Raw genomic sequence first — 26,829 nt, 5'->3', positions numbered from 1 at the left:
CTGGCTGCCACACGGAGGGCCAAGTTTAGGTGGTAATCCAGATTACATGGATGAGCAGAATAGAACCGTCAGCAAGATAATCACGGCGCCTCCTTTTTCAGTCTGGCACAAAATATCTGAAAGGGAATCAGGCTGCTCGGGCAGCCCTCATAACCCGCGTTTTCCTCTGCAGATAGAAATACATACGGCTACCTAGCAGGAAGCCTAAGATCAGGCCGTACACAAGCTGCTCACCAAAGTCGGAACGGATCTGCCAGATAATATGCACCATCACCAATAGGGAGATCGGATAGACTAGCTTATGTAACTTCAGCCAGTTACGTCCCAACCTACGCTGCATGCCACGCGTCGAAGTCACACCCAGCGGGATCAGCAACAGTAATCCCAATGCACCCACGATAATGTAGGGGCGTTCACTCAGTTCCTTGAGGAGCAAGTCCCAGCGCCATCCAAGAATAAAGGTGGCAAACGCAAGCAGATGCACTGCAGCATAGAACAAACTGTACAGACCCATCATGCGGCGGTAGCGCAGGGGCCAGTTCAATTTAAATACCCGACGCAACGGCGTAATCGCCAACGTTATCCACAACAGATTAATCGCCCACACCCCGGTTTCCAGCACAATCTCCTGAGCCGGATCAGCGCCCAGATTGAAGATCCAGGCGTTGTACGTCAGCCAGCCAAGCGGTGCTAATGGCAGCAGGAAAACCACCCACCACTCCAGATAACCCAGCGCTTTAGATTTTGCTTTAGCCATAACGGTCTACCTGATCAGAACCATTTCTTCAGGTCCATACCTCTGTACAGCTCAGCCACTTCGTCGGCGTAACCGTTAAACGGCAAGGTATCAACCCGATTAGGATTAAACAGTGATGACGGCAAGCGACGCTCCGATGCCTGACTCCAGCGCGGATGATCCACCGCTGGATTCACATTGGAATAGAAACCGTATTCTTGCGGTGCCATCAGGTTCCATGTGGTGTTAGGCATTTTGTCGGTCAGGCGGATTTTTACAATCGACTTAATACTCTTAAAACCGTACTTCCACGGCACCACCAAACGCAGTGGTGCTCCGTTCTGTGGTGGCATTGCATTTCCGTATACGCCCACCGCCAACATGGTCAAAGGATGCATCGCCTCATCGATACGCAAGCCCTCCACATACGGCCACTCCAACGTACTGAAACGGGAACGCTGTCCGGGCATCTGATCCGGATCATGCAAGGTGGTGAACTCCACATATTTCGCTTTAGAGGTTGGATCAAATTTCTTCAGCAGATCACCCAGAGATAATCCCATCCACGGCACAACCATCGACCAGGCTTCAACACACCGTAAACGATAAATACGCTCTTCTAACAGATGGGGTTTAATCAGATCTTCCAGGTTATACACCCCCGGTTTACCCACCTCACCACTGATCTCGACCTTCCACGGATCCGTCTGAAAGTTTTGTGCATGGCGCGCAGGGTCTTTTTTGCCGGTGCCAAATTCATAGAAGTTGTTGTAACTCATCACATGAAAATAAGGCGTCAGTTTGTCGTCCGTGGACAATGCTGTATTACGCACACTTTCACGGATTTTCTGCTGCATCCAATCCGGACCACGATAAATCGGCAGATCTTTTTCAAACTCGTACTCAGGCACGGCATTCGCTGAACCGGTGGCCAGCAGTGCCGTTGTTCCCAACAGACCTCGCATAAAGTGCCGGCGGTTGAGATACACCGATTCAGAGGTAATTTCAGAAGACTTAATTGAATCTGGCTTTTTAATCAGCATATCGGCATCCGTTGTCGTTGGGATAACAGGAGAATGATTGCAGATTACCCTGCCAAGCTGAAAATAGCCTGAAAAACCAGTCAACTCTAAAAATGAGACAGCGGAACGTGGAAAATAAAAAGCGTTAAGAATAGGCGAATTCAACAAACTCTACGCTCTGAAGCGAGAGATTTCAGACACAAAAAAACCGGCACAGAGGCCGGTTTTTTAATAGGCGTTTGATCAGGCTTTTTTGCGCTTTCGCACCACCCATAAGACCGGGCCGGATAACGTATACACCAGCAGCAGCAACCAAAGGAATGTTGGTGGGCTAATTGAGATAATACCAAGCCCCAGCACGATCGCCGCCAGAATGATAAAAGGCACTTTGCCTTTAAAGTCCACATCCTTAAAGCTGTAGTACAGCACATTACTGACCATCAGCAAGCCAACCGCGGCCACATAGAAAGCAATGGCATACGCATACGGGCTGCCATCCACACCGTATTCGACCGCAGCCCATACCAGACCTGCAACAGCGGCTGCCGCTGCCGGGCTTGGCAAGCCAATAAAGTAGCGCTTATCAACGGAACCAATCTGGGTATTAAAGCGCGCCAGACGTAACGCTGCGCCTGCCACATAAATAAAGGCGGCAAACCAACCCAACTTACCAATATCCGCCAGCACCCAGTTAAAGGCGACCAACGACGGGGCCACACCAAAGGAGACCATATCGGAGAGAGAGTCATACTCAGCGCCAAACGCACTGGACGTATTCGTCATACGGGCCACACGACCGTCCAGACCATCCAGCACCATCGCGACAAAAATCGCAATCGCAGCGCTTTCGAACTGACCGTTCATGCTGGCAATAACCGCATAGAAGCCGGAAAACAGGGCACCTGTGGTAAACAGGTTTGGTAGCAGATAAATACCACGGCTACGTGGCTTTGGAGATTCCGCGTCTTGTTCGGACGTTGGCTTTTCCGGTTGCTCAGTCATTCTGTTTTCAGTTCCTGTATACACAAAGAGCGACCATTCTACTGTGCCCGCCCCCGTTATCTCAAATTAGTCTCAGCCGAGCAGCACGCGCTCAACAAATTTTTTCACCAACTGATTGGAATCCGGCGTCTCAACGGCAGAGTTCAGCACGCGATCCAGATGCCCGTCACCATCGGTATAGTGGGCTTTGTAATGCGTCAAACGTTCAACCAGCGTTCGCTTATCCACCTCAGGATGGAACTGGAACGCCCAAAACGGCTTACCTTTTACCCGCAACACATGGATACACTGACTGGTATAAGCGATCACTTCGCAACTGTCCGGCAAGTCCGCAGCATACTGACGATGAACCGAAACCGCCGGAAAACCATTCGGTACATCCCTGAACAGAGGATCATCCAACGAACGATCTGTCAGCAAGATAGGCAACGTACCCATTTCAAAGTCGTCATCCTTATGCAGGATTTCACCGCCCAACGCCAAGACCACCAGCTGAAAACCAAAGCAGGATGCAAACACCGGCTTGCCCGTTTCAGCGCAATGACTCAACAGGGCCTTACAGTTATCCACAAATGGAAACGCGTCCGGCTTCAGTACATTGGCTTCACTGGCACCGCCCACAAAGAGCGCATCATAGTCATCCGCCACAGTCTCTGGAAACTCAGGGGTGTCAAAGACATTCAGTACTTCAATCTGTTGAGGTGCCAAACCACTATACGCGGCAAAACTGGCGTGTTCTTCTTCCCTGACCTTTCCGCCTTCACGGATCTGCAACAGCAGGACTTTCAGGCTTTGGCGTGACTTATCCATGATCGCTCCCTTGGTTCTTTGTCATTATGTTATACAAAGGCTCCGCAGAATGGCAGTGCCGGGTCAGTCAGTATCACGATAGGCGTTCGCCAGATTATCAAACAATCGACGGCTCATCCCGGTGATCGCCAGAAAACGCTCCAGCTCTTCAGCCAGCAAAGAGGTCTGATAAGACTCTTGCATGATAATAAGCGCAAATCCGGTCACCGCATTGACCGCACGCATCATACGCCCCATTGTTGGCACATCGTCCGCATAGACTTCCGCCAGCACCGGGCTCATATGATTGTTAATCAACACAATGCCACTGGACATGAATTCCACCGGCAGTTTAACCCGGACGTGGACTTCACCCACGTGATGCATCAGTGCGGCAAATTTCTCATCATAAGGACCGGTAAAAATACCTTCCAACCACGCCTGATGCGTTTTCTTCAGGCTTTCCAAACGGCCTTCAAGAAATTGGGTCGCCTCTGGAATACTCTGTAGATCAGCGTAGAAGCCATCGGTCACTTGTGCCATATATGGCAGCAGCTTGGTACCTTCAGCCAACAACAGCGCTTCATCTTCAGCCGTGAAGCCTGCATAGCTTTTTCCGTGCACCGCGAGGGCGGCAAAATCGATCTCACTCATCGGGTATTCCCTATCGCTGCGTTCTAATGCGGCGCAGTTTAAAGCATCCCCATCACAACTTACAGGCCAGTCATACCGAGATATTGAATACTGTGTATGACACCCTGTCGGATGGGATTACTCATCGATAAAACCTGAATGTAGATTGCGAATATTGATATATACGAGCACTGGCATGCCGGTTCATGCAATACTTCCAGCTATGGATACTCGATTGCTCAAACTCTTTCTCAGCCTCACTGACACCCTGCACTTTGGTCGTGCCAGCGAACTCAACCATATCAGCCCTTCGGCACTCTCTCGCAGCATTAAACAGCTGGAAGATGAAGTCGGCGTGGCGCTGTTTGAGCGTAACAATCGCACAGTCATTCTGACCCACGAAGGCGAGCTGTTTCGTGAGTACGCTCGTGAAGCCTTATTGCAGTGGGATGTGATTCGCGACTCGTTGATGGAAGAAGCTGAAGAGTTACACGGCGAGATCAGCGTATATTGCTCCGTCACCGCCAGTTACAGCTTTCTATATGACATCCTCAGTCAATTCCGCCTCAATCACCCCGGCGTCGAAATCAAACTGCACACCGGCGATCCGGAACACGCCATTGGACACATTCTCTCCGGCACTGAAGATATCACCATCGCCGCGCGCCCTGCCCCGCTGCCAACCGGGGTCGCATTTAAACCCATCGCGATCTCACCACTTCTCTTTATTGCTCCTGCCGAACAAGGCGCGCTTGAGCCCCTACTGCAAACTCCGATTAGCGACGAATCCTGGGCGCAGATCCCTATGATTCTGCCCGAAAGCGGTATCGGACGTCAGCGGGTCGATGAATGGTTTGAGCAGATGCATCAGAAACCAACGATCTATGCACAAGTCGCGGGTAACGAAGCCATTGTCTCGATGGTCAGTCTGGGATTTGGTGTAGGTGTGGTGCCCCGTATCGTATTGGACAACAGCCCTTTGGCCGATCGGGTACAGATATTAGACGTGCAACCAGAACTGGAAGCGTACGATGTGGGCCTGTTTGCATTGGAGAAGAAACTTAAAAGCCCGCTGATACGGGCTTTCTGGGAGCAGTTGAAGGGTTAGAACTTACACTTCAAACAGCGATTCAATTGCAGGTGACAGATACGGGCGACCGCGTTCGTTCAGTGCTGTCCCGATCACTAAACCTTCCACGCACACTTTCTCATCAGACAGACGAATGACGCGCTGACGGAAGCCAAACTTCACTTTACTCAAACGCTCCGCTTCAACCTCAATAACAAAACGATCACCACTTTTCAAAGAGGCTTTGTAATCCAGCTCAGAGCGAATCACCACTAGGTGAATACCCTGCTCGGCCAATGCGGCGAAATCTACGCCTTTGTCTAACAGGAACTCATGGCGGGCATGTTCCAGATAATTGAAATACACACCGTTGTTCACAATACCCTGCATATCCAGTTCGTAATCACGGACTTTCAGTTCCAGTCGAAACGGGGTACTCATGGTTGGAAATTCCTCTGTTTGGTCATTGGATAAGGCGGCCTATTCTAACGCAGCTTTAACACCGCTGCTGAGACCATCCATATTCACAAGACACAAAAAACCGCTCGGATGAGCGGCTCTTTTGAATGACCGGAAATTGAGATACGTTAAGTAAACGCGCTCGACTAAGGTCAGTGAGTCGCGCGAATCGGCTTGATCTGATCGGGCGACAGATCTTCAATCAGTTTCAGCAACGCATCTACACCATCCTGAAGCTCAGAATTATTATCGATCCGCTGAATGTTGTCCGGCATGCTATCGACAATCTGCTGATGACGTTGCAACCGTCGACGGATTTCGTCCTCGCTCTCTCGACCGCGCTGCTTCAGACGCTCGTACAGCAAGTCCGGATCAACATCGACCAGTACCGGAATCAGGTTGGGATAACTCGCCATGGCAATCTGCAGGTATTCACGCGAGCCGTTGATGACCACATTGATGCCCTTCGACAGCCAGTCATCCACTTCGGAACCGATCCCGTAACTGTAACCGTGGGAATACCACTGCATGGCAAACATGCCCATGCTGGCGCGCATATCAAACTCTTCGGGTGACAGGTGGATGTGGTTTTCACCGCCGATATTAGCGGCACGAGTGATGTAGCGGTGGGCCACAAAGCAGCCGTGGTGAGACTGAAGACGTTTACGACAACCATCCAGCAAACTGTCTTTACCACTGCCGGATGCGCCTACCAGGTAGAGTAGCTTTCCATTCATGTAACAGGTTCTCTGTGCAATCAGATCGCTTTTTAAGCAATTTTGGTAAGTCCAAGAGTAATCCGAGAATCTCGTAAAGACCAGTGACTTTAACGACTTACCGACACCCAAGCCGCCCACGATCAAATGACAGGCATAAAAAAAGCCGCTCAATGAGCGGCTTTTCTGGTACTGATCAGCCTTTTTACAGGCTCAGCACTTTCTCACCACGGGCGATACCGGACACACCGGAACGCACCACTTCAAGAATGCTGGCACCGGACAACGCTTCGATAAACGCATCCAGTTTGCTGCTAGAACCGATCAGCTGCACGGTGAAAGTGTTCTGTGTTGCATCGATCACCTGACCACGGAAGATATCCGCAGTACGTTTGATCTCTGCACGCACAGTACCGTTGTTGGCCTTCAGTTTGATCATCATCAGCTCACGCTCGATGTGTTCACCCTCGGTCAGGTCAACCACTTTCACCACGTCGATCAGCTTGTTCAGCTGCTTCGTGATCTGCTCAACAACACGGTCATCACCCTGCGTAGTGACGGTCAGACGGGATAACGTCTCGTCGTCAGTTGGCGCAACGGTCAAAGACTCGATGTTGAAGTTACGCTGAGAGAACAGCCCAACAACTCGGGACAATGCACCCGGTTCGTTTTCCAGCAGTACCGAAATAATATGGCGCATGATTAAGTTCTCTCCGTCTTGCTCAACCACATATCACGCATAGAGCCACGCGGTACCTGCATTGGGTATACGTGCTCATACGGATCAACCGCAACATCCATAAATACCAGACGATCTTTCAGTGCAAATGCTTCACGCATCGCCGCTTCCAGATCCGAGAATTTATCAACCTTCATCCCAACATGACCGTAGGACTCAACCAGCTTCACGAAGTCCGGCAGGGAGTTCATGTAAGACTGAGAGTGACGAGACTCATAGTTCATGTCCTGCCACTGGCGAACCATACCCAGAGACTGGTTGTTCAGACAGATAACCTTGACCGGGATATCGTACTGGTTGCAGGTCGACAGCTCCTGAATGTTCATCTGAATACTGCCTTCACCGGTTACACAGGCAACATCGGCTTCAGGGAAATTCAGTTTCACACCCATTGCTGCTGGCAGACCAAAGCCCATCGTGCCCAGACCGCCGGAGTTGATCCAACGATTCGGGTGATTGAACTTGTAGTACTGTGCCGCGTACATCTGGTGCTGACCTACGTCAGAACATACATACGCATCACCGCCAGTCACCATGTCCAGCGTTTCAATAACCTGCTGTGGCTTCATCAGCTCAGAGTCATCGGTACGGTAGCGACCGCCGTGACGACCACGCCACTCTTCGATCTGCTCCCACCAGGACTTCAGCGCTTCCGCATCCAACTGCTTGTTAGACGCTTTAACGATGGCCAGCATCTCATCCAGAACGTTCTTCGCAGGACCTACAATCGGAATGTCCGCACGAATGGTTTTGGAGATAGACGCCGGATCGATATCCACGTGGATAATCTTCGCGGTCGGACAGAACTTGTCTGTGCCGTTAGTTACACGGTCATCAAAGCGCGCGCCGATGTTCAGGATCACGTCTGCATGGTGCATCACCATGTTCGCTTCGTAAGAACCGTGCATGCCCAGCATGCCAACGTTGTTCTGATCCCGACCCGCCAGCGCACCCAACGCCATCAGCGTATTCGTGCACGGTACGTTAGTCAGATGGATCAGTTCACGCAGCTCTTCAGACGCATGACCAATAACAACACCACCACCGGCCAGAATAACCGGGCGTTTCGCCGTCAGGAACAGATCCATTGCTTTCTTGATCTGACCTGCGTGACCGCGGTTAACCGGGTTGTAAGAACGCAGTTTCACGTTCTTCGGATATTCGTATGGGTAGCGGTCGGTTGGGTTCGTCATATCCTTAGGGATATCGACAACCACCGGACCCGGACGACCCGTCTGAGCAATATGGAATGCTTTCTTGATGATCGACGGGATCTCTTCCGGATGCTGAACACTGAAGTTGTGTTTCACCACCGGACGGGAAATACCGATCATGTCGGTTTCCTGGAACGCGTCTTCACCAATCAGATGGCTCATTACCTGACCGGTAATAACAACCATCGGAATAGAATCCATGTAGGCAGTTGCAATACCGGTGACGGCATTGGTTGCACCTGGGCCAGACGTTACCAGCGCAACGCCCGCTTTACCGGTCGCACGTGCGTAAGCATCGGCCATATGAGTAGCCGCCTGCTCGTGGCGCACCAGTATGTGTTTGACATCTTCCTGCTGGAAAAGAGCATCGTACAGGTGCAGTACTGAGCCACCCGGATACCCGTAGATGTTTTCAACACCCTCGTCTTTAAGGGCGCGCACAACCATTTCGGCGCCTGAAAGTAATTCCACTGTTTCACCCTCTCACTGCGTCGGACTCAATTCCGACATTTTGACAGTTTATTTCTGCAACGAATGAACGTAGTCGCCCATCAAGCGTGGATGACGCCCGGGATGGGAAAACTTACAAATACCGTTCCTGATAAACGAGATACAAGCGACTCACGTTCGGGTGCTCGCCAAGATTGAGGATCGCTCAACTGGCAGACCTTTCAGGAAGTTAAGCGGCAATACTTAACTCCGCCGGACATTCGGGGTGGCCTAATAGTCCAAGGTCGGAAGAAATTTGGCGCTAATTCTCGCATTTAGTCAGCCATTGATCAACCTACAACCAACGAAAAACGGGGAATGCAGAGAATCCATCTTCGGGTTATAGTGAGGAAAAACCCACGGCGTTTTTGTAATTGCTATACGACGATGGGCCTGTACAACAGATTACCTAAGGAGCGCCTGAATGAGCGTTGCAGAAATTAAAAATAAAGACCGTGTAATCAACGAATTGATGTTGTTTATCCGCAAAGTCCTGGCGGAACCGGAAATCAGCGAAAAAGCGATCGAAATCGCCCGCAAACATATCAACGAACCGAACGCGGATATGCTGATCGCGGATGAGCTGTCCTCCACCACCAACGTTAAAATTCCGATTGAACACAGCGATGCAGACACCCTGTTTCTGCAAGTGCTCAAAGACGTCGTACGGGACGAAACTGCGCTTTATTAAGCCAGCGTAGTTCAGCGTCATCGTTCCCAGCAGAGGCGACATCTGGCCTCTGCTGATACCCCTCTTTATCCTTTTCTACGAAACGGCACCCATAACATTCCCGGTAGCCACTGAGTCTCTTTCGGGTTATCAAACCCTTTTACCCCAATCTGCATACCCTCTTGCCCGGCATCCGGCTGCGCTTTATAAGTTCCGAACAGGCGATCCCACCACGGCAGGTTAAAGCCAAAGTTGCTGTTGGTTTCATCCATCTGAATGGAGTGATGCACCCGATGCATATCCGGTGTCACTAATACCAACCTCAGATAACGATCCAGAGCGTTTGGCAGACGGATATTACCGTGGTTAAACATCGCCGCACCGTTCAATATCAGCTCAAACAGAATGACCGTTAACGGTACTACTCCTAATACGCAGATCAGTGCGAACTTGATCAACATGGAAAGAATTATTTCGATGGGATGAAAGCGTGCGCCCGTTGTAACGTCATAATCCAGATCCACATGATGCACTCGGTGTAAGCGCCAAAGGACAGGTATATGATGGAAGAGAACATGTTGGGCGTAGATCGCCAGATCCATCAATAGCAGGCCGAGTATCAGACTGGCAGCGAACGGCAGCTCTAGCAGGTTGAACAGCCCCCAGCCATTGTCTTGCGCCCAAACAGCAACCCCAACGGCTGCCGCAGGAAAGAGCTGGCGTAACATAATGCTATTCAGAAAGACCAATCCCAGATTATTGGCCCAACGCACAGCTTTGGAGATACGTAACGTACGACGAGGGGCAACCAGCTCCCATAGTGCCACCAGCAATAGGATGCCTAAAAAGCAACTTAGGCGGATAGTGGTTTCGTGAGTGGTAATGAAAGTGGCGAGGTCCATGGAGGTATTCCGGCATCTAGAGTCTGATTACCTCTAAGACTGTAACGCGGAAACCCACGGATGAGAACCAAGACAAAAAAGCCCCGGTTGCATGGCCTGCAACCGGGGCTTTTTGGGCGTAGTGATCAGGTGCATTGCCCCAACCGCCACATTAAGCGATAGCTAACCCTATGCTTTAGCGCGTTCGCCACGGGCATGGAACACATAACCGATCAGGTTCATCAACACTTGAGCGGCCAAAATGCTGGTGGAACCGGTCTGGTCGTAATCGGGCGCAACTTCACACAGGTCGATACCAATCACTTCCCCCTGATTCGCTACTCCCTGCAGAACCTCCATCACTTCGTAATAAGTGAAGCCACCGTGACTTGGCGTGCCGGTACCCGGAGCAATAGACGGATCGAAACCGTCGATATCGATAGTAATGTAGTAGTTCACCCCTTTCGGAATCAACGCCAGCACACCTTCAGGCCCCAAGCGGCGCACATCGCGTACGGACAGCACAGTCGAACCTGCATCTTCCGCCGCCTGGTGATCGGTACGGTTGGAGGAAGAAACATTACGGATACCCAACTGGGTCATACCCGTTACAAACTCTTTCTCAGAGGCACGACGAATAGGATTACCATGACCAAAACGCACACCATGACGCTCATCGACGAAATCCAGGTGGGCATCGATCTGGATAATATGTACCGGCCCCTTGCCCTCAAAAGCGCGGATAATCGGCGCATTAACCGAATGATCACCACCGACAACAACTGGTAGCGCGCCAGCTTCAAGAATTTTACGTACACCGTATTCAATGTTGGCGTGGCTCTTTTCCGTGTTGGTGTGCACCATATCGGCATCACCAATATCCACGATATCCACACCATCCAGATACATCACATCATCTTCATGATCGTAAGCACCGCTGTGGCCAAAGGAAAATAAAGTGGAAGCCTCACGTATCGCACGCGGTCCCATTCGGGCACCGGAACGCCACTGGGTGCCGCAATCAAAGGGTGCGCCCATAAAGGCAACGTCGGCTTTGATATTGTCCCAATCTTCGCAGGTACGGCTTTTAGCAAATGTACAAAAGCCAACAAATGGCAGGTTCAAGCGGCCTTTTTCGTAAGTGTTATTACTCATTATTCTGCAACCTTACTGTGTCGCCCGGCGCAGGAGCACCGGGGGGATGTTATCGGAACGCTCGTGTGCCAACGTTGAGACGGCTATCGGTTTTGGCTCACAGCCCGATCAGTATTGCAAAAGCACTTACTTCCAAAAATATAAAACTTATGATGTTCACATTATAAAATTCTATATATAACCACATACGCAGCTCGACACCTTGAAGATAAAACCACATAAAAACAAAGGGATATAAGCCACTTACAGGTACGCTGGCAGACATGAAAAATCAGCTACTAGAAAGGGTGTTGATCGAGGCCTCTATATCTTCAACAAACACCCGCGCGATATTCTTGGGGGCGGGAGAGGAGCGCACGGCCAACTGGAAATCGGAACTCCAGTTCAGCCCCAGATGCTCCAGCGCACGCATTTCACCCCGCTTTACCCATTGTTGAGCATAATGCACCGGCAGAAATCCCATGAAGCTACCACTGGTTATCAGGATTGCTTGCGCCTCCATATTAGACACAGAGGCGGTATTGTGATTTTTACGGAAATACTGCAAGTCAGCCTGCTGCAGATAGGTGCGGGACGAGATCGGATGCTTGCGCAGGGTTTCCAGCGTAATCTCATCATCCGGCAGATCAAACAGCGGATGTCCCTTGCCACAATAGAACTTGTGCGCTTCGGTATAGAGGTGTCGGTAGCGGACTGCACTGTGACGGTTGCTGAAGATACCGATGGCTAAATGAATATTGCCACTGAGCAACTCCCGCTCCAAATCCTCAGGCGATAGTACTGTCAGCGACAGTGACACATCGTTATCCCGGCTATAGAAGCGGTTGATCGCATCCGGGATTGGAAACTCCCGATTCGTCACGGTGTTATCAATCAGCCCAACACGCAGTACCCCGGTCAGCTTATTCCGCAACTCACCTAGATCCGCATCAAAGTCGGCGATCATGTTTAACATCTCACGACACTTGCGGTAGGTGATCTCTCCTTTTTCGGTCAGCCTGAAACCGCTACGACCACGGTGACACAAGCGAAATCCTAAGCGGATCTCGAAGTCCCGAATATGGGTGCTGATCGCTGGCTGACTCATCCCCAGCGAGGCTTGAGCGCCGACAAAGCCCCCATACTCCACCACGGTACAAAAGGTTCTCATATGTTTGATGGAATGCATAAGCCGCTACCGTCATCCTTTGCCGTTGCTGATCCCCCGTCCAATCCAGTTTCGCTGAATAGCTGAATCGCACACGGCCGTTACTGTTTAAACTTTAACCAGGCAATTACATTACATTACACAATATAAACATATCAACTTTTATATTTTTTAATGAAATACCCTTTGCAATACTCAAATCAGTCCCGAACGACTTGAACTAAAATAACTACAAAAGGTGATTCACCATGCCAACAATAAAAAAAGTACTTAAAGGCGTAGCTTTAACCACCGCTCTGGTCATGAGCAGCGGCGCGGCGCTGGCAGAAGAGTGGAAGTTTGCGATTGAAGAGATTCCTGGCTCGATCATGGATACCTATGCGCAGGAATTTAAGAAGCTGATTGAGAACAAAACGAACGGTGATGTAACGGTCAAGATCTATCCCCTCGGTTCTCTGGGCACTCCGACTGAGCTGGTCGAACATGTCGCGGATGGCGTTGTGCAGTTCACCAACGTATCGGTGGGCAACCTGGGCACCATCGTGCCGGAATCCCAGCTGTTTATGCTGCCCTACACCCTGCCGGCCGATAACAAAGCCACCTCAAAATTCCTCAGCAGCAGTAACACCATCTACAATCAGCTCAGCCAGGATTTCGAATCCAAAGGCCTGAAGCTGCACACGATGTATTCGGAAGGCGAGCAGGTCTGGACCACAAACCGTCCTGTCCGTAATCCGGACGAATTCGATAACTTCAAGATGCGGGTGATGGTGTCACCGATTCTGTTACGCGCTTATGAAGATCTGGGCGCAAGCCCAACCCCATTACCGTTTGGTGAAGTATACGGTGCTCTGCAGCTGAAACAGGTGGATGGTCAGGTTAATCCGGCTGCCACCATCGAAGAGATGAAGTTTTACGAAGTCACCGATTATCTGATCTGGGCGGGTGAGCAACAGCATCTCACCACCGTCATGTCCGGTACCTACTGGTACGATAACCAATCCGCCGAACGCCAAAAGCTGATTCGCGACACCCTGGCTGAGCTGGATGGATATATCTACGAAGTAGTAGAGCGCTTCAACAAGGAAAAACTGGAGAAGATCAAGGCAGCCAAGCCAGAGATCAACCTGATTCACCTGACTGCCGCAGAACGTGAAGTATTTCAGCAGCGGAGTATCGCAACCCGCAGCGCCTACACCAAGATTGCCGGTGAGCGCGGTGAAGAACTGCTGACCTCTCTGTTGAACGAACTGGGTATCAAGTAAAACCCGGCACCCCATCGCTGTGCAGGTAGTGAGCGCCTGCACAGCCTTCTCCCGGCTACACCTACCGGAATAGTACCGATCTGACGTGTCTGCATCACCTCAGAACATAATCCACTCCGATCCACCGGGATTCAACTAGCTTTAATTATAAAAACAAAAGGTGGAAGCAATGATCTCACAAGGTAATGCGCCACACCGTCTCTTATCGGGTCTGGACAACTTTATCGACCGCACCGAAGCGTTCATTCTGGGTTGGGGCGTCATCATTATGGCGACTAATACCATCGCGAACGTCTTCGGCCGTTATGTCTTTTCTCAAAGTATCTACTTTACCGAGGAGCTCAATGAGTTCCTGATTATTATCATCACCTTTATGGGGCTCGGTTATGTGACCCGTAAAGGCCGCCATATCCGTATGTCCGCCTTTTACGATTTGCTGCCCGCACGCAGCAAAAAGCTGATGATGATTCTTATCGCCAGCACGACCGCTGTGGCGATGTTTATCCTCGCCTGGTATGCCTTCGAATACGTGGCTAAGATTGCCCGTCGTGGCCGGGTAACCCCTGCCCTGCAGGCTCCACTGTACATGACCTACGTCTGGGTGGTGGTCGGCTTCGCCCTCACCGGTATTCAGTATGTCCTGACGGTAGTGAAGAACCTGAATCTGGCGGACCCGGATGTCTACATCTCGTACACCACGATTGATCAGTACGAAGATCCTGAAATCAGCGAAGTGATGCACCTGTATCAACAGGATCACGAACTGGAGACAGTACCTGAATCCGCTCAGCACACCCTTGCCGATACACAGGAGAGCAAATCATGACTCTGATGATGTTAGCTGTAATGATCCTGCTGCTCGCGGCGGGATTCCCGATGATGATGCCGCTGTTGGCCGCTACCCTGCTGGCCTTCTTTATCTACCTGCCGGACCTGAACCTGCAGTTAGTTGCACAACAGATGATCGGTGGTGTCAAACCCGCTGCGCTGATCGCTATCCCAATGTTTATCCTGGCGGCCGATATCATCACACGCGGTCATTCCGCAGACCGACTGGTTGATCTGGTGATGCGCTTTATGGGGCATATCCGGGGCGGCATGGCAGTCTCTGTGACGGCAGCCTGTGCATTATTTGGGGCAGTGTGTGGCTCCACGCAGGCCACGGTTGTTGCAGTAGGCGGCGCGATGCGTCCACGCATGCTGAAGGCCGGGTATAACGACTCCTTCGCCATGGGGCTGATCATCAACGCGGCGGATCTGGCGTACCTGATTCCACCGTCCATCGGCATGATCATCTACGGTGTGATCTCCGGCACGTCGATTTCCGAGCTGTTTATCGCCGGTCTTGGTCCCGGCTTACTGATCATCGTGCTGTTCTCGCTTTACTGCATGTACTACGCGAAGAAACACAATATTCCGGTGGAACCACGCGCCAGCTGGAAAGAACGTTTCGTCGCGCTGCGCCGCGCCCTCTGGCCTCTGGGTTTTCCAGCGATTATTGTCGGCGGTATCTATGGCGGCGTATTCAGCCCTACCGAAGCAGCGGCTATCTGTGTGCTCTATGCATTGGTCTTGGAAGCGCTGGTCTTTCGTTCCATCAAATTCCGTGATGTATTCGACATCGCACTCTCGACTGGTGCCATCACCTCTGTGGTGTTCATCCTGATCGCAGCGGGTGCAGCCTTCTCCTGGGTGTTGTCGTTCGCACAGATTCCGCAGCAGATCATCGCGGCAATTGGATTGGAAGGCGCAGGTCCGATCATGACGCTGATCGCCATCAACATCGCCTTCTTTGTGGGCTGTATGTTTGTGGATTCGATTGTGGTGATTCTGATTCTGGTGCCAATCTTCGCACCGCTGGTGAAAGCAGCGGGCCTCGATCCAGTATTGGTTGGTGTGCTGATTACATTACAGGTAGCGATTGGGGCGGCCACACCGCCATTCGGTTGCAACATATTCACAGCGGTTGCGGTATTCCGGCGTCCATTTATCGACGTAATCCGCGGCGTATCCGCGTTTCTGCTGATCCTGATGTTTGCCACCATACTGCTGGTGTTGTTCCCAGAGATCTCTCTCGGCTTGCGCGATCTGGCCTTCCGTTAACACAGCGTAAGGCACAACGAATCTGACATTGATACCTCCCTAATTGTCATGTCAGCCCGGGGGCATGCTCCCAAACACTTACGGCCCGTTTCCGGGCCGTTTTTTTTGTTCAGCGGAACGTGAATTCTCCGGTTTCCACATCCACAGCAATCTCATCCCCCTTCGCAAAATCGCCTGCCAGCAGCTTCTGCGCTAATGGGTTTTCAATGTACTGCTGAATCGCCCGTTTTAGCGGACGTGCACCGTAGATCGGTTCAAAGCCTCTCTCCACCAGTTTATCCATCGCCGTTGAGGTCATACTCAGCGTCAGTTCACGCTCGGCTAAGCGTGCCCGCAAACGGTTGAGCTGAATTTCGGCGATACCCGCCACCTGCTCTTTCTTCAGGCTGTGGAACACGACAACTTCATCGATACGGTTGATCACCTCTGGACGGAAGTGACCACCCACGGCCTCCATCACCGCCGCATGCATTAGCTCGTAATCATCATCGTCGCTGAAGTTCTGTATCAGATCCGACCCCAGATTGGAGGTCATTACGATGATGGTGTTACGGAAGTCGACGGTACGCCCCTGCCCATCGGTAAGGCGGCCATCTTCTAGCACCTGCAGCAGGATGTTAAACACATCCGGGTGGGCTTTTTCCACCTCATCCAGCAGCAGCACAGAGTATGGTTTACGGCGTACCGCTTCGGTCAGATAACCACCCTCTTCGTACCCCACGTAACCCGGAGGTGCACCAATCAGGCGAGCAACAGAGTGTTTCTCCATAAACTCGGACATATCGATGCGTACCATCGCTTCTTCCGTATCAAACAGGAAACCGGCCAGCGCCTTACAGAGTTCGGTTTTACCCACCCCGGTTGGACCAAGGAACAGGAAAGAACCGTGCGGACGATTAGGATCGGACAAACCGGCACGCGAACGACGAACGGCATTCGACACCGCCACGACCGCTTCTTCCTGACCCATAACACGCTTGTGCAGCTCGGCTTCCATACGCAACAGTTTCTCGCGCTCACCTTCCAGCATTTTGCTGATCGGGATCCCGGTCCAGCGGGAGACCACTTCGGCCACCTCTTCTTCAGTGACTTTATTGCGCAGCAGGGTATTTTTACTTTCGCCTTCATGCTGCTCGGCTTCACGGGCCTGTTCGAGCTGGCGTTCCAACTCGGGGATACGTCCGTATTGCAGCTCAGACATGCGGGAGAGATCACCTTCGCGGCGTGCTTTTTCCATCTCCACGCGCACCTGATCCAGCTCCTCTTTCACTTTTTGGGAGCCTTGCAGGGCAATTTTCTCTGCTTTCCAGATCTCATCCAGATCGGCAAACTCTTTTTCCAATGTACCGATGGTGCTGATCAGCTCGGCCAGACGTTTCTGGGCCGCACTGTCTTTCTCTTTCTTCAGCGCTTCACGTTCCATTTTTAGCTGGATCAGGCGACGTTCCAGGCGGTCCATATCTTCCGGCTTGGAGTCCATCTCCATGCGGATTCGGCTGGCTGCTTCATCGATCAGGTCGATCGCTTTATCCGGTAGCTGACGGTCGGTGATATAACGCTGTGACAACTTCGCGGCCGCAATAATGGCCGAGTCGGTGATATCAACACCATGATGCACTTCATAGCGCTCTTTCAAGCCACGCAGGATCGCCACGGTATCTTCTTCGTTGGGTTCATCCACCAGCACCTTCTGGAAACGGCGTTCCAGTGCGGCATCTTTCTCTACATACTGACGGTACTCGTCCAGTGTCGTGGCACCCACGCAGTGCAGTTCACCACGTGCCAGCGCAGGCTTGAGCATATTACCCGCATCCATGGCGCCGTCTGCTTTGCCGGCACCGACCATGGTGTGCAGTTCGTCAATAAACAGAATGATCTGGCCTTCCTGTTTCGACAGTTCGTTCAGCACCGCTTTCAGGCGCTCTTCGAACTCACCGCGGAACTTCGCCCCGGCGATCAAGGCGCCCATATCCAGCGACAGTACCCGTTTGCGCTTCAGCCCTTCAGGTACTTCACCGTTGATAATGCGCTGCGCCAGGCCTTCCACGATGGCGGTTTTACCCACACCCGGTTCACCAATTAATACCGGGTTGTTTTTGGTACGGCGCTGCAACACCTGAATTGCCCGGCGAATTTCATCGTCACGGCCAATCACCGGATCCAGCTTGCCGCTTTCGGCACGTTCGGTCAGATCTACACAGTATTTGTCCAATGCCTGACGGCTCTCTTCCGCATTCGGATCGTTTACGTTTTCACCACCGCGCATCTGACTGACCACTCCTTCCAGACGTTGTTTATTCACACCCATTTCACGCAACAATTTTCCGACGGGGGATTTATCATCCACCATCGCCAGCAACACCAGTTCACTGGCGATATATTGATCGCCACGTTGTTGTGCCAGCTTATCGGTTAAATTGAAGATACGGCCGGTATCAGGCGAGATACGGATCTCACCGTCGGCATTCGGTACACGGGGCAGGTCGGTCAGCGCCTGCGACAATTTCTGTCGCAATACATTAATATCAGCGCCCGCCTGCGCCAGCAGTTGTGGGGTGGAACCTTGCTGCTGATCCATCAATGCACTGAGCAAGTGCAGCGGTTCGATGTAATTGTGGTCACGGCCTACGGCAAGCGACTGCGCGTCAGCCAGGGCTTCCTGAAGCTTGGCAGTAAATTTATCGGGTCTCATAGTTTCTCCTTTCACAGCCTGTCGGCCTGTGTGGCTTAGACGACGACAGATCTGGCATCAGGCCAGCCACTGTCCTCCTCCTGCACTCCCTAATCAGGCAAGTGCGGTTTACACCTCTGGCGCGCTGCCAGAAATATAAGGTTCTCTGTTACTCTCCTAATGTATGGGGCCTCTATCAGCGCCTTTCAAGCCGACACATCATCAGCCTGATTATTTTTTGATCAGGCGCATGTTTTGTGCAAAACGATGGAACCCAAGACGTCAGAAAAGAGTTCAGAAACAAAAGTTCAATAATTTGGTCACCCCATTGTCATACCCATCCACTAAAACATGGACCCAATGAAAATACGTCAACAGGACTCGTGAGATGCTTAAGAATCAACTTCAGGGTGACGCAGATCGCCTGCAGGATAACGCTTCTGATCTGGAAACGATTGTAGATAAGGCCGTCAGCCGTCGTGGTTTCCTCCGGGGTGGTGCTGCGGCGATGGGGCTGTTTCTGGCAGCAAACCCTCTGGCACAGGCTGTCGCGGCAGCCACTAAACCGGCGACAAGCAAGCTGATCGGTTTCTCTGCAGTACGCGCCAGCACAGCCGATACGTTTATCGTTCCGGAAGGTTACAGCGCGCAGCCGTTGATCTCCTGGGGTGATCCGATCCTACGCGGGGCACCAGCCTTTGATCAGTCCGGCACTCAGAACGCGGCAGCGCAGGCTGCTCAGTTTGGTGACAACACCGACGGCATGAGTCTGTTCCCGCTATCTGAAGACCGTGCGCTATTGGCCGTGAACAACGAATACACCAACTACCAACTGCTATTCGCGCACAAAGGCGACGTGATGACAGCGGATGATGTCCGTAAATCTCAGGCAGCACACGGTGTATCCGTATTCGAAGTGAAGCAGAACGCTGACGGCACTTGGGATTACCTGAACGATTCCGCGTATAACCGTCGTATCACAGCGTACACCGAGATGGAACTGACCGGCCCAGCGGCAGGTCACGATCTGGTGAAAACCAAAGCGGACCCAACCGGGACTAAGGTACTGGGCACATTCAACAACTGTGCAAATGGCCAGACCCCTTGGGGCACGTACCTGACCTGTGAAGAGAACTTTAACGGTTACTTCTCCTCTTCCGATGCCGATATCAAACTGACCGCTCAGCAGAAACGTTACGGGATCAAAGCAAAAGATCGCGGTTACCAGTGGGCGAAGTTCGACGAGCGTTTTGATCTGGCGAAAGAATCTCAGGAAGCAAACCGCCACGGTTGGGTGGTCGAGATCGATCCATTTGATCCCACTTCAACGCCGAAGAAACGTTCTGCATTGGGCCGCTTTAAGCACGAGAACGCAGCACTGACCATCAACAAAGACGGTCAGGTTGTGGTCTATCTGGGTGACGACGAGCGTGGCGAACACTTGTACAAGTTCGTCTCTAAAGACCGTTACAACGCGAACGATATGAAAGCGAACCGCAACCTGCTGGAAGAAGGCACTCTATACGTGGCGCGCTTCAACGCAGCAGAAGGCGAGCTAAAAGGTAAAGGCGAGTGGGTTGAACTGACGCACGGCAAAAACGGCCTGACCAAAGAAAACGGCTTCGACGATCAGGCAGCGGTGATGATCTTTGCCCGTGAAGCAGCCACTCAGGTGGGCGCAACCACTATGGATCGCCCTGAATGGGTGGCCGTACACCCGAACAACAAGACTGTGTTCTGCACCCTGACCAACAACAAACACCGTGGCAAGAAAGACGGCCAGCCGGTGGGCGGTCCTAACCCACGCATCAACAACAAGTACGGTCAGATCGTACGTTGGTGGCCTGCCAATGAAGATCACGCCGCCGCGGAATTTGACTGGGACCTGATGGTGATCGCCGGTAACCCGGACGTTCACTCCGGCAACCTGTACGCGGGTTCCAGCAACATCAGCAACGAAAACATGTTCAACAGCCCTGATGGCTTGGGCTTCGACGATGCCGGTCGCCTGTGGATTCTGACTGACGGCAAGTACTCCAATAAGGATGACTTCGCCGGTATGGGGAACAACCAGATGTTGTGTGCGGACCCGGAATCGGGCGAAATTCGCCGCTTTGCAACCGGCCCTATCGCCTGTGAAATTACCGGCCTGACCTTCTCACCTGATCAGCGCACCATGTTCGTTGGTGTGCAGCATCCGGGTGAAAAAGGCAAACCGTCTCACTTCCCGGCAGGCGGCGATAGCAAACCACGTTCCACCATCATGGTGGTGCGCCGTAACGACGGTGGCATCATCGGCGCGTAAAACTCTGCTAATACCGTATTAAAAAAGGCGCCTTCGGGCGCCTTTTTTCGGACTGATTAACCGGGCCTGCCGCCATCCCAGTTGGGAATCACGACGCTCATCATCAACCTACGTGTTAGCGATGCCACTCACGCATAATCATATGGGTCTTAATCCGGGCGCCACTGGGTTTAAGGGCATCAACCGCTTCCAGCAGATCATGCAGGCGCTGCATAGTAGGTGCTTCCACATACACCAGAACATCGACTTCACCACTGATACCGTGGCAGCTCTGTACTTCGGGAAACTTCATCAATTCCTGCACAAAGGGTGCACATTCAAACCCGCCGTGGCTGACTTCAAAGTACGCTTTTAAGGCATTTCCGCTCTCGTTGTGTGATGCGGTCAGCACCTGATAACCCAGAATCTCACCCTGCGCTTCCATCCGCTTCATGCGTTCTGAAACCGCCGTTCGGGAAAGATTCACCTGCTCTGCGATGCTGGACACACTCTGACGGGCATTGTCCTTCAGCGCCGCGATTATTTTCTGATCAAAGCTGTCCATCTGACTACCTTCCCCCGCATAACGTCGGGAAATCGTATAAATACCTGCAAATCGAAACGTCATAACGACGCCTTGTTTTGGCCATCATCCGTACACTGTTGTTTTCGATTCGGAGCGTTGGGATGACAAGGCTAAATCAAACAATTACACGCTGGCAAGGGATGGGATTGATTGCGACCACACTGCTAGGCACCGGCGTATTTATTGTTCCCCAACTCACCATTGCTCAAGCAGGCGACAAAGCGATCTGGGCATGGCTCATCCTGTTGCTGTCGATCTTGCCGTTGGCCTACGTATTCGCTGAGCTGGGCCGTAAGTTTACCCATGCGGCAGGCCCTGCGTACTTTGTCAGCAAAGCCTTTGGCGTCACTGCCGGTCGGGTGGTCGGATTGGTGTTCTTGTTTGCCGTACCACCGGGGGCCGCCGCAGCGCTGATCATGACCTTTGAATTCTTTAATCCGCTGGTCACGCTGTCCCCTCGGGAAGCCTTTTGTGGTGAGCTGCTGGTGTTCGGCCTGCTGTTTTTTATCAACCGACGTGGATTACAGTTATCCGGCAAGCTTCAACTGGGACTGGCACTCGCCATCCTCGCGGTTGTAGGAATTATGCTCATAACCTTGCTGATAACATCGCCGGAAACCGCACCGGTCAAAGCAGGGACATCCAGCGACATACTGTCTGCCATTGGTCTGGCAATCTGGTGTTTTCTGGGGGTTGAAGCGATCACCCATCTGGCGACCGAATTCAAAGATGTAAAAAGAGATTTTATTCCAGCAACGGTCGGAGGTATCACGCTAGTGGGGATCATCTTTATCGGCTGTACATATCTATCCCTCTTAGCACCACAAGACAATCTCGCGATGGTTGGGGCCTTTAAGGTCTTACTGGGTGATGGCGGGCGCTGGATTATCGGCGCATTAGGACTGATTAGTGGCATTGCGACGATTAATATCTACTTTGCCAGCCTGTCACGACTGGCGTGGAGCTTCAGTAATGAAGGCATATTACCCGCTCAGCTGAAACCCCTGAATCAACACCAGGTGCCTGCGGTGGCACTGCTGATGTTCATCCTGATCTCCGCTGCCATGCTGATCCTGAGCTATCTGGCAGAACTGGACTTCCCCGCGTTAGCTCACTGGGTGAATGGTGCCTTTATCCTGATCTACACCACCTCCCTGCTGGCTGCATGGAAGCTTTTGTCACGCCGCCACCGTCCTGCCATTGCCATCGGTTTATGCGCCTGCGGTTTGTTTGTCTACTGTCTGGGCGATGCCATGTTATATGCATTGGGGCTGGCGCTATTCATCACGCTGGTCTTACTCGGCCAGCAATGGTGGAAACGGAAAAGGCCCATCCCTCCTGTTGAGAATCGCGCGGCTCGTCCCAACCTGCCGGTTAATTAGCAGGATCGGGTGGAAAACACCGTTTCCAGTGCATCATCAGCCAGCTGACTGGCAGGAGTTAAGGTACGGCGCTGCCATGGGATCAATCCAAAATACCATGCGCGCCAAAAGCCGACCGAGGCCTGAGGATTCTGCTCCAGCAAGACCTCCAGTGTTTCGACTTTACCCAGCTTAATATCCAGTGCATCACGGAAACATTCGTGGACAAACTTGGAACAGAACTGGCGTTTGGAATCGTACTTAAACCCCAGATGGTAGAAGGTGCCTAAGCGCTTTTCAGCTTCAGCTTTCAGGCGATCAATCTGGTCGCTACTGACTCCGGATTTGAGACGACGGATCGCGACCTGATCCTCACAGGTTTTACTCAGAAATGAGCGTAGAGGACTGCGTTTTACCACCGGTACGGCGCTCTCCATGACAAACCACTCACCCTGCTCCCGCACCACAAAACCCACGTGGGAACACCAGCTACCGGTGCCGCGGGCGACCTGCTTATACAAAAAGCTGTTGATGGAGATAAACAGGATATCGCCTTCCTGCAAAGTGTCGCGAACTTGTGCTTCCAGCTGATCCAATTGCGCCTGACGTGTCATACCGCTGCCTCCCGTTAAGTTGATGGCTGCAGTATTGGTTAGAGTCTCAATGGAAGGAATTTTCTCCGTTCAGGTAGCACTATTCGCTACCTACAGTTGCACTACCGTATCAGGAAGAAGATGAGGGCTCGCGAGGTGGTTCTGGCTGATCACAGCCCTTACACCCCTCGCACCCTGACGACTGACTGCATCCGGGTTTAAGGCTGCGACGGATAAAGCGACTAAACCAGATCAGGATGACGCCAATCACGGCCAGTAATACCAACCAGTCGAGCAGACCTAAATCTTGCATATCAACGTCCTCAAAAAAACAGGCTACCCACCCGATAGGTAATAAACGCTCCGCCCCACGCTAATACTAATCCCATCAGAATCGAGATTAATGCCCAGCGCCAGCTACCCGTTTCACGCCGGATCACCGCAATGGTGGCCAGACACGGCATATAAAGCAGGGTAAATACCATCAGAGCCAACCCCGCAGCCGGTGCCATACCGGCCAACATGGCCGCCTGTAAGCCCACCATATCGTGTTCGCCCATCTGATAGACCACCGCCAACGTGGCAACAATCACCTCTTTCGCGATAAAACCCGAAAGCAACGCGACCGTTTCCTGCCAGCCAAACCCTAACGGGGCAAACAGCGGCGCCAGAAAATGTCCCAACTGCTCCAGGAAAGATTGGTCTGCACCTTGCGGGAAAGTCTGCAACAGCCAGATCAGCAACGATCCCACCAGAATCACCCCACCGATTTTGGACAGAAAATCGCCTGCTTTATCCCAAACATGCAGACACAAAGAGCGTAGGGACGGGAAACGCCACGGCGGCAGCTCCATAATGAAGGACTCATCGTGCTGAGTCGGGATCGTACGGGACAAAATCAACGCCACAGTAAACGCCATCAAGATGCCCAGTATGTAGATACCAAACATCACGGTACCAGCACGGTCCGCAAAGAAGACACCCGCCAGCAACACATAGACGGGAAGCCGTGCAGAACAACTCATAAACGGATTGATCAGAATCGTGATCAGGCGGGCACGGGGTTCTTCAATCGTTCGGGTCGCCATAATCGCAGGGACGTTACAGCCAAACCCCATCACCAAAGGCACAAACGCCTTGCCGTGCAAGCCAACCCGGCTCATCAGGCGGTCAGTGAGGAAAGCGGCCCGCGCCATATAACCGGACTGCTCCATGATGGCGATAAAGGTGAACAGCAACACCACATTGGGCAGGAACACCAACACCCCGCCAACTCCAGCAATCAATCCATCCACCAGCACATCACGCAATAAACCGTCAGGTAACCCTGACGCCAGCCACTGGCCCAAAGCACTCACAGTCGCGTCGATCCAATCCGCCGGATACGCACCTAAGGTAAAGGTAGCCTCAAACATCAACCACAACAGACCCACAAAGACAGGAAAACCCAACCAACGGTTCAGCGCGATAGAATCCAGCCAGTGCTCAGCGAAGGTCAGCTCTTCATGATCGCTACCGCTGTTATGCATCAGTCCGTGAATAAAGCCGTAACGGCCCTCGGCGATCAATTGAGCAGCGCTGTCATCGTGATAGTTTTCTAACTGTTTAATCTGTTTTTTGACCAACGCTTGCTGGTCATCATGCAGAACAAACGCAACATCACCACCCGACTCCAGCGCCTGCACCGCTTGCCAGCGATTAAGGCCTGTTGCCATCAACTGAGTCAGCGACTGCTCGACGTGTTTTTCGTAATCGATGGCCAGATCAGGTTGCTGGGATGGGATGCGTAGCTGCCCAACTAAAGTGTCTAGCAGCAGATCAAGGAAACGAGGACGGCGACCGTCACTGGGCAGCACCGGTAAACCCAACAGCTGTCCGAGTTCATCGCAGTCTGGAGCGATCCCTTGTGCTTCTGCTTCATCCAGCATATTAACGGCTATGACGCTGGGTAACTGCTGCTCCAACAACTGAGTGGTTAACGCCAGATTGCGGGACAGGTTGCCTGCATCCAAGACGTTCAGGATCAAATCGGGTGGCGTCTCAAACAGGTAATCCCGTGCGACCCGCTCTTCAACGCGGTTGTGGCTCAGCGAATAGATACCTGGCAGATCGACAAATTTCAGCGTGACACCCTGATGTTCGCGCTCACCTTCCCGTCCAGTCACGGTCACACCCGCCATATTGCCGGTACGTTGCCGGGAACCGGTCAGCAGATTGAACAGAGAGGTTTTACCGCAATTGGGATTACCAAGCAGGGCGACGGTAAACACACGTTCAGTCATTGCACAGCTCCACTTCCACCATCACCGCATCTTCATTGCGCAGGCAGATCTGCTGGCGTCCAATCGCGTAGGTACGTGGATTACCCCACAGGGTATTGGCACTGAGTCGCACCCGCTGGCCTCGTAATACCCCCAAAGCGGTTAATCGTTGGCGCAGATTATCGGGGCCTTTGATCGCTAGAATACGACAGGTTTGTTTTTTTGCGACGTCAGTTAATGTCATGGGCCAACCACCGTATAAGAGAATGCGAATGATTATCCGACACCCTTACACTACGACACATGATTAATATCAAGGTTTACTAATATATGGAAAAATCAGCTGTCACTGCTAAGCAATAGGAAAATCAAAGCAGATATTTGGATACGGCTCATCCTGCAGGGTGAAGTGCCACCATTCATGATGAAACGGTACAAAACCATGCTGCACCATCACATGCTGAAGTAGCATCCGGTTGCCGCGGGCTTGGGCGCTGATGCTCTGACAGTCAATCCAGCTTTCCTCTCCAAAGAAATCAAAGCGGGTGCCCATCTCCAGTTCATCACCGGTCTCCAGATCAATCACGGTCAGATCCACCGTACTGCCACGGGAGTGACTGGAGTGCTGCACCAGATAGCCTTTAGAGAACAGCTCGGGTTTGGCAAGCTCGGGATAATAATCTGCTTTATGCCGGATATCCTGGTGATCCTCTGACCAGCGCAGGAAATGATCCACTGAACGTTGCGGCCGGTAAGCGTCAAACACTTTTAATCCCAACCCGAACTCAGCTAATGCCAGCTGTACCCGCTGTAACGCACTCGCGGCCGGACGGCTGATCAGGCACAGTTCTGCGTCATACCCCTCTATACGGTCACCGACAAAGTTATCGCCGGTCAGGTATTTCAGGTCCAACTGAATGTTCGGAGCAATGGAGAGCAGATCAACAATCAGATCAGGGCGTTGCTTGGGATTCACGGTGGTTT

Annotated in this window: 26 protein-coding genes; 7 read left to right on the top strand and 19 right to left on the bottom strand. The window is 52.1% G+C overall.

The features are described 5' to 3' along the window. Window positions 1-127: 127 nt before the first annotated feature. The 5 genes from msrQ to IOQ59_RS07160 all read right to left on the bottom strand — a co-directional run bounded on the left by msrQ (window position 128) and on the right by IOQ59_RS07160 (window position 4,203). Window positions 128-757 carry a protein-methionine-sulfoxide reductase heme-binding subunit MsrQ gene (gene msrQ, locus IOQ59_RS07180; RefSeq protein WP_193952589.1) on the bottom strand — a complete coding sequence of 210 codons (630 nt, stop codon included), beginning with the start codon at window positions 755-757 and terminating at the stop codon, window positions 128-130. A 14-nt stretch (window positions 758-771) separates the two neighbouring features. Continuing rightward, on the bottom strand, window positions 772-1,779 hold the full coding sequence (gene msrP / locus IOQ59_RS07175; RefSeq protein WP_193952588.1) for a protein-methionine-sulfoxide reductase catalytic subunit MsrP: 1,008 nt from the start codon (window positions 1,777-1,779) through the stop codon (window positions 772-774). 222 nt (window positions 1,780-2,001) lie between these two features. Then, window positions 2,002-2,760, bottom strand: coding sequence for a CDP-diacylglycerol--serine O-phosphatidyltransferase (gene pssA / locus IOQ59_RS07170; RefSeq protein ID WP_193952587.1), 759 nt, complete (start codon window positions 2,758-2,760; stop codon window positions 2,002-2,004). A gap of 72 nt (window positions 2,761-2,832) precedes the next feature. Then, complete coding sequence (locus tag IOQ59_RS07165) at window positions 2,833-3,570, bottom strand: type 1 glutamine amidotransferase (protein ID WP_193952586.1); 738 nt, start codon at window positions 3,568-3,570, stop codon at window positions 2,833-2,835. A gap of 63 nt (window positions 3,571-3,633) precedes the next feature. Further along, window positions 3,634-4,203, bottom strand: a complete 570-nt coding sequence (locus tag IOQ59_RS07160) for a protoglobin domain-containing protein (protein WP_193952585.1) — start codon at window positions 4,201-4,203, stop codon at window positions 3,634-3,636. Between the two features lie 202 nt (window positions 4,204-4,405). On the opposite strand from IOQ59_RS07160, the gene ilvY reads away from it, so the two are divergent. Next, entirely contained in the window at window positions 4,406-5,290 is an 885-nt protein-coding gene (gene ilvY / locus IOQ59_RS07155) for an HTH-type transcriptional activator IlvY (protein ID WP_193952584.1), read from the top strand. 3 nt (window positions 5,291-5,293) lie between these two features. Here ilvY and IOQ59_RS07150 read toward each other — a convergent pair whose 3' ends face one another. The 4 genes from IOQ59_RS07150 to IOQ59_RS07135 all read right to left on the bottom strand — a co-directional run bounded on the left by IOQ59_RS07150 (window position 5,294) and on the right by IOQ59_RS07135 (window position 8,850). Beyond that, window positions 5,294-5,692: an acyl-CoA thioesterase gene (locus tag IOQ59_RS07150; RefSeq protein ID WP_193952583.1), complete on the bottom strand. Its 399-nt coding sequence runs from the start codon at window positions 5,690-5,692 to the stop codon at window positions 5,294-5,296. Window positions 5,693-5,862: 170 nt separating this feature from the next. Further along, on the bottom strand, window positions 5,863-6,447 hold the full coding sequence (phnN, locus tag IOQ59_RS07145) for a phosphonate metabolism protein/1,5-bisphosphokinase (PRPP-forming) PhnN (RefSeq protein WP_193952582.1): 585 nt from the start codon (window positions 6,445-6,447) through the stop codon (window positions 5,863-5,865). A gap of 184 nt (window positions 6,448-6,631) precedes the next feature. Next, entirely contained in the window at window positions 6,632-7,126 is a 495-nt protein-coding gene (ilvN, locus tag IOQ59_RS07140) for an acetolactate synthase small subunit (protein ID WP_193952581.1), read from the bottom strand. 2 nt (window positions 7,127-7,128) lie between these two features. Further along, window positions 7,129-8,850 carry an acetolactate synthase 3 large subunit gene (locus tag IOQ59_RS07135; protein WP_193952580.1) on the bottom strand — a complete coding sequence of 574 codons (1,722 nt, stop codon included), beginning with the start codon at window positions 8,848-8,850 and terminating at the stop codon, window positions 7,129-7,131. A gap of 442 nt (window positions 8,851-9,292) precedes the next feature. Here IOQ59_RS07135 and IOQ59_RS07130 point away from each other — a divergent pair, with 442 nt between their 5' ends. After that, window positions 9,293-9,559, top strand: a complete 267-nt coding sequence (locus IOQ59_RS07130) for a hypothetical protein (RefSeq protein WP_193952579.1) — start codon at window positions 9,293-9,295, stop codon at window positions 9,557-9,559. A gap of 65 nt (window positions 9,560-9,624) precedes the next feature. Here IOQ59_RS07130 and IOQ59_RS07125 read toward each other — a convergent pair whose 3' ends face one another. From IOQ59_RS07125 to IOQ59_RS07115, 3 genes are all read right to left on the bottom strand, one after another. After that, window positions 9,625-10,440 (bottom strand): sterol desaturase family protein, encoded by an 816-nt coding sequence (locus IOQ59_RS07125; protein ID WP_193952578.1) that lies wholly within the window; start codon window positions 10,438-10,440, stop codon window positions 9,625-9,627. Between the two features lie 168 nt (window positions 10,441-10,608). Beyond that, complete coding sequence (gene speB, locus IOQ59_RS07120; RefSeq protein ID WP_193952577.1) at window positions 10,609-11,574, bottom strand: agmatinase; 966 nt, start codon at window positions 11,572-11,574, stop codon at window positions 10,609-10,611. A 271-nt stretch (window positions 11,575-11,845) separates the two neighbouring features. Beyond that, window positions 11,846-12,742 (bottom strand): LysR family transcriptional regulator, encoded by an 897-nt coding sequence (locus IOQ59_RS07115; protein WP_228050737.1) that lies wholly within the window; start codon window positions 12,740-12,742, stop codon window positions 11,846-11,848. 227 nt (window positions 12,743-12,969) lie between these two features. On the opposite strand from IOQ59_RS07115, the gene IOQ59_RS07110 reads away from it, so the two are divergent. The 3 genes from IOQ59_RS07110 (at window position 12,970) to IOQ59_RS07100 (ending at window position 16,089) form a co-directional block, all read left to right on the top strand. Beyond that, window positions 12,970-13,986, top strand: a complete 1,017-nt coding sequence (locus tag IOQ59_RS07110; RefSeq protein WP_193952576.1) for a TRAP transporter substrate-binding protein — start codon at window positions 12,970-12,972, stop codon at window positions 13,984-13,986. A gap of 169 nt (window positions 13,987-14,155) precedes the next feature. Then, complete coding sequence (locus tag IOQ59_RS07105) at window positions 14,156-14,812, top strand: TRAP transporter small permease (RefSeq protein ID WP_193952575.1); 657 nt, start codon at window positions 14,156-14,158, stop codon at window positions 14,810-14,812. Next, entirely contained in the window at window positions 14,809-16,089 is a 1,281-nt protein-coding gene (locus IOQ59_RS07100; RefSeq protein WP_193952574.1) for a TRAP transporter large permease, read from the top strand. Before IOQ59_RS07105 ends, IOQ59_RS07100 begins: the two co-directional genes overlap by 4 nt. 109 nt (window positions 16,090-16,198) lie before the next feature. Here IOQ59_RS07100 and clpB read toward each other — a convergent pair whose 3' ends face one another. After that, a complete protein-coding gene (gene clpB, locus IOQ59_RS07095; RefSeq protein ID WP_193952573.1) occupies window positions 16,199-18,781 on the bottom strand; it encodes an ATP-dependent chaperone ClpB in 2,583 nt (860 codons plus the stop codon). Between the two features lie 367 nt (window positions 18,782-19,148). On the opposite strand from clpB, the gene IOQ59_RS07090 reads away from it, so the two are divergent. Then, window positions 19,149-21,065: a PhoX family protein gene (locus IOQ59_RS07090; RefSeq protein ID WP_193952572.1), complete on the top strand. Its 1,917-nt coding sequence runs from the start codon at window positions 19,149-19,151 to the stop codon at window positions 21,063-21,065. A gap of 115 nt (window positions 21,066-21,180) precedes the next feature. Here the strand turns inward: IOQ59_RS07090 and IOQ59_RS07085 are convergent, their stop codons facing one another. Beyond that, on the bottom strand, window positions 21,181-21,672 hold the full coding sequence (locus IOQ59_RS07085) for an Lrp/AsnC family transcriptional regulator (RefSeq protein ID WP_228050736.1): 492 nt from the start codon (window positions 21,670-21,672) through the stop codon (window positions 21,181-21,183). 59 nt (window positions 21,673-21,731) lie between these two features. Between IOQ59_RS07085 and yjeH the strand changes: the two genes are divergently transcribed. Then, window positions 21,732-23,012, top strand: coding sequence for an L-methionine/branched-chain amino acid transporter (yjeH, locus tag IOQ59_RS07080; RefSeq protein ID WP_193952571.1), 1,281 nt, complete (start codon window positions 21,732-21,734; stop codon window positions 23,010-23,012). On the opposite strand, the gene IOQ59_RS07075 is transcribed toward yjeH, so the two are convergent. The 5 genes from IOQ59_RS07075 to IOQ59_RS07055 all read right to left on the bottom strand — a co-directional run bounded on the left by IOQ59_RS07075 (window position 23,009) and on the right by IOQ59_RS07055 (window position 26,821). Next, complete coding sequence (locus IOQ59_RS07075; protein WP_193952570.1) at window positions 23,009-23,605, bottom strand: YiiX/YebB-like N1pC/P60 family cysteine hydrolase; 597 nt, start codon at window positions 23,603-23,605, stop codon at window positions 23,009-23,011. The two genes, yjeH and IOQ59_RS07075, sit on opposite strands and share 4 nt — an antisense overlap. Before the next feature lie 109 nt (window positions 23,606-23,714). After that, complete coding sequence (locus IOQ59_RS07070) at window positions 23,715-23,897, bottom strand: hypothetical protein (protein ID WP_193952569.1); 183 nt, start codon at window positions 23,895-23,897, stop codon at window positions 23,715-23,717. Between the two features lie 10 nt (window positions 23,898-23,907). Further along, on the bottom strand, window positions 23,908-25,866 hold the full coding sequence (gene feoB, locus IOQ59_RS07065; RefSeq protein ID WP_193952568.1) for a ferrous iron transport protein B: 1,959 nt from the start codon (window positions 25,864-25,866) through the stop codon (window positions 23,908-23,910). Next, complete coding sequence (locus tag IOQ59_RS07060) at window positions 25,859-26,089, bottom strand: FeoA family protein (protein ID WP_193952567.1); 231 nt, start codon at window positions 26,087-26,089, stop codon at window positions 25,859-25,861. Before IOQ59_RS07060 ends, feoB begins: the two co-directional genes overlap by 8 nt. A gap of 108 nt (window positions 26,090-26,197) precedes the next feature. Beyond that, window positions 26,198-26,821: a M15 family metallopeptidase gene (locus IOQ59_RS07055; RefSeq protein ID WP_371871833.1), complete on the bottom strand. Its 624-nt coding sequence runs from the start codon at window positions 26,819-26,821 to the stop codon at window positions 26,198-26,200. Window positions 26,822-26,829: the final 8 nt, after the last annotated feature.

Origin of the sequence: Pontibacterium sinense, from assembly GCF_015209595.1 — a bacterium.
Taxonomy (GTDB): Bacteria; Pseudomonadota; Gammaproteobacteria; order Pseudomonadales; family Balneatricaceae; genus Pontibacterium; species Pontibacterium sinense.
This window is presented reverse-complemented; position numbering and strand designations above follow the sequence as displayed.

Coding starts and splice junctions, on each gene's coding strand:
- msrQ (WP_193952589.1), bottom strand. CDS start 757: ATGGCTAAAGCAAAATCTAAAGCGCTGGGTTATCTGGAGTGGTGGGTG.
- msrP (WP_193952588.1), bottom strand. CDS start 1,779: ATGCTGATTAAAAAGCCAGATTCAATTAAGTCTTCTGAAATTACCTCT.
- pssA (WP_193952587.1), bottom strand. CDS start 2,760: ATGACTGAGCAACCGGAAAAGCCAACGTCCGAACAAGACGCGGAATCT.
- IOQ59_RS07165 (WP_193952586.1), bottom strand. CDS start 3,570: ATGGATAAGTCACGCCAAAGCCTGAAAGTCCTGCTGTTGCAGATCCGT.
- IOQ59_RS07160 (WP_193952585.1), bottom strand. CDS start 4,203: ATGAGTGAGATCGATTTTGCCGCCCTCGCGGTGCACGGAAAAAGCTAT.
- ilvY (WP_193952584.1), top strand. CDS start 4,406: ATGGATACTCGATTGCTCAAACTCTTTCTCAGCCTCACTGACACCCTG.
- IOQ59_RS07150 (WP_193952583.1), bottom strand. CDS start 5,692: ATGAGTACCCCGTTTCGACTGGAACTGAAAGTCCGTGATTACGAACTG.
- phnN (WP_193952582.1), bottom strand. CDS start 6,447: ATGAATGGAAAGCTACTCTACCTGGTAGGCGCATCCGGCAGTGGTAAA.
- ilvN (WP_193952581.1), bottom strand. CDS start 7,126: ATGCGCCATATTATTTCGGTACTGCTGGAAAACGAACCGGGTGCATTG.
- IOQ59_RS07130 (WP_193952579.1), top strand. CDS start 9,293: ATGAGCGTTGCAGAAATTAAAAATAAAGACCGTGTAATCAACGAATTG.
- IOQ59_RS07125 (WP_193952578.1), bottom strand. CDS start 10,440: ATGGACCTCGCCACTTTCATTACCACTCACGAAACCACTATCCGCCTA.
- speB (WP_193952577.1), bottom strand. CDS start 11,574: ATGAGTAATAACACTTACGAAAAAGGCCGCTTGAACCTGCCATTTGTT.
- IOQ59_RS07115 (WP_228050737.1), bottom strand. CDS start 12,742: ATGCATTCCATCAAACATATGAGAACCTTTTGTACCGTGGTGGAGTAT.
- IOQ59_RS07110 (WP_193952576.1), top strand. CDS start 12,970: ATGCCAACAATAAAAAAAGTACTTAAAGGCGTAGCTTTAACCACCGCT.
- IOQ59_RS07105 (WP_193952575.1), top strand. CDS start 14,156: ATGATCTCACAAGGTAATGCGCCACACCGTCTCTTATCGGGTCTGGAC.
- IOQ59_RS07100 (WP_193952574.1), top strand. CDS start 14,809: ATGACTCTGATGATGTTAGCTGTAATGATCCTGCTGCTCGCGGCGGGA.
- clpB (WP_193952573.1), bottom strand. CDS start 18,781: ATGAGACCCGATAAATTTACTGCCAAGCTTCAGGAAGCCCTGGCTGAC.
- IOQ59_RS07090 (WP_193952572.1), top strand. CDS start 19,149: ATGCTTAAGAATCAACTTCAGGGTGACGCAGATCGCCTGCAGGATAAC.
- IOQ59_RS07085 (WP_228050736.1), bottom strand. CDS start 21,672: ATGACGTTTCGATTTGCAGGTATTTATACGATTTCCCGACGTTATGCG.
- yjeH (WP_193952571.1), top strand. CDS start 21,732: ATGACAAGGCTAAATCAAACAATTACACGCTGGCAAGGGATGGGATTG.
- IOQ59_RS07075 (WP_193952570.1), bottom strand. CDS start 23,605: ATGACACGTCAGGCGCAATTGGATCAGCTGGAAGCACAAGTTCGCGAC.
- IOQ59_RS07070 (WP_193952569.1), bottom strand. CDS start 23,897: ATGCAAGATTTAGGTCTGCTCGACTGGTTGGTATTACTGGCCGTGATT.
- feoB (WP_193952568.1), bottom strand. CDS start 25,866: ATGACTGAACGTGTGTTTACCGTCGCCCTGCTTGGTAATCCCAATTGC.
- IOQ59_RS07060 (WP_193952567.1), bottom strand. CDS start 26,089: ATGACATTAACTGACGTCGCAAAAAAACAAACCTGTCGTATTCTAGCG.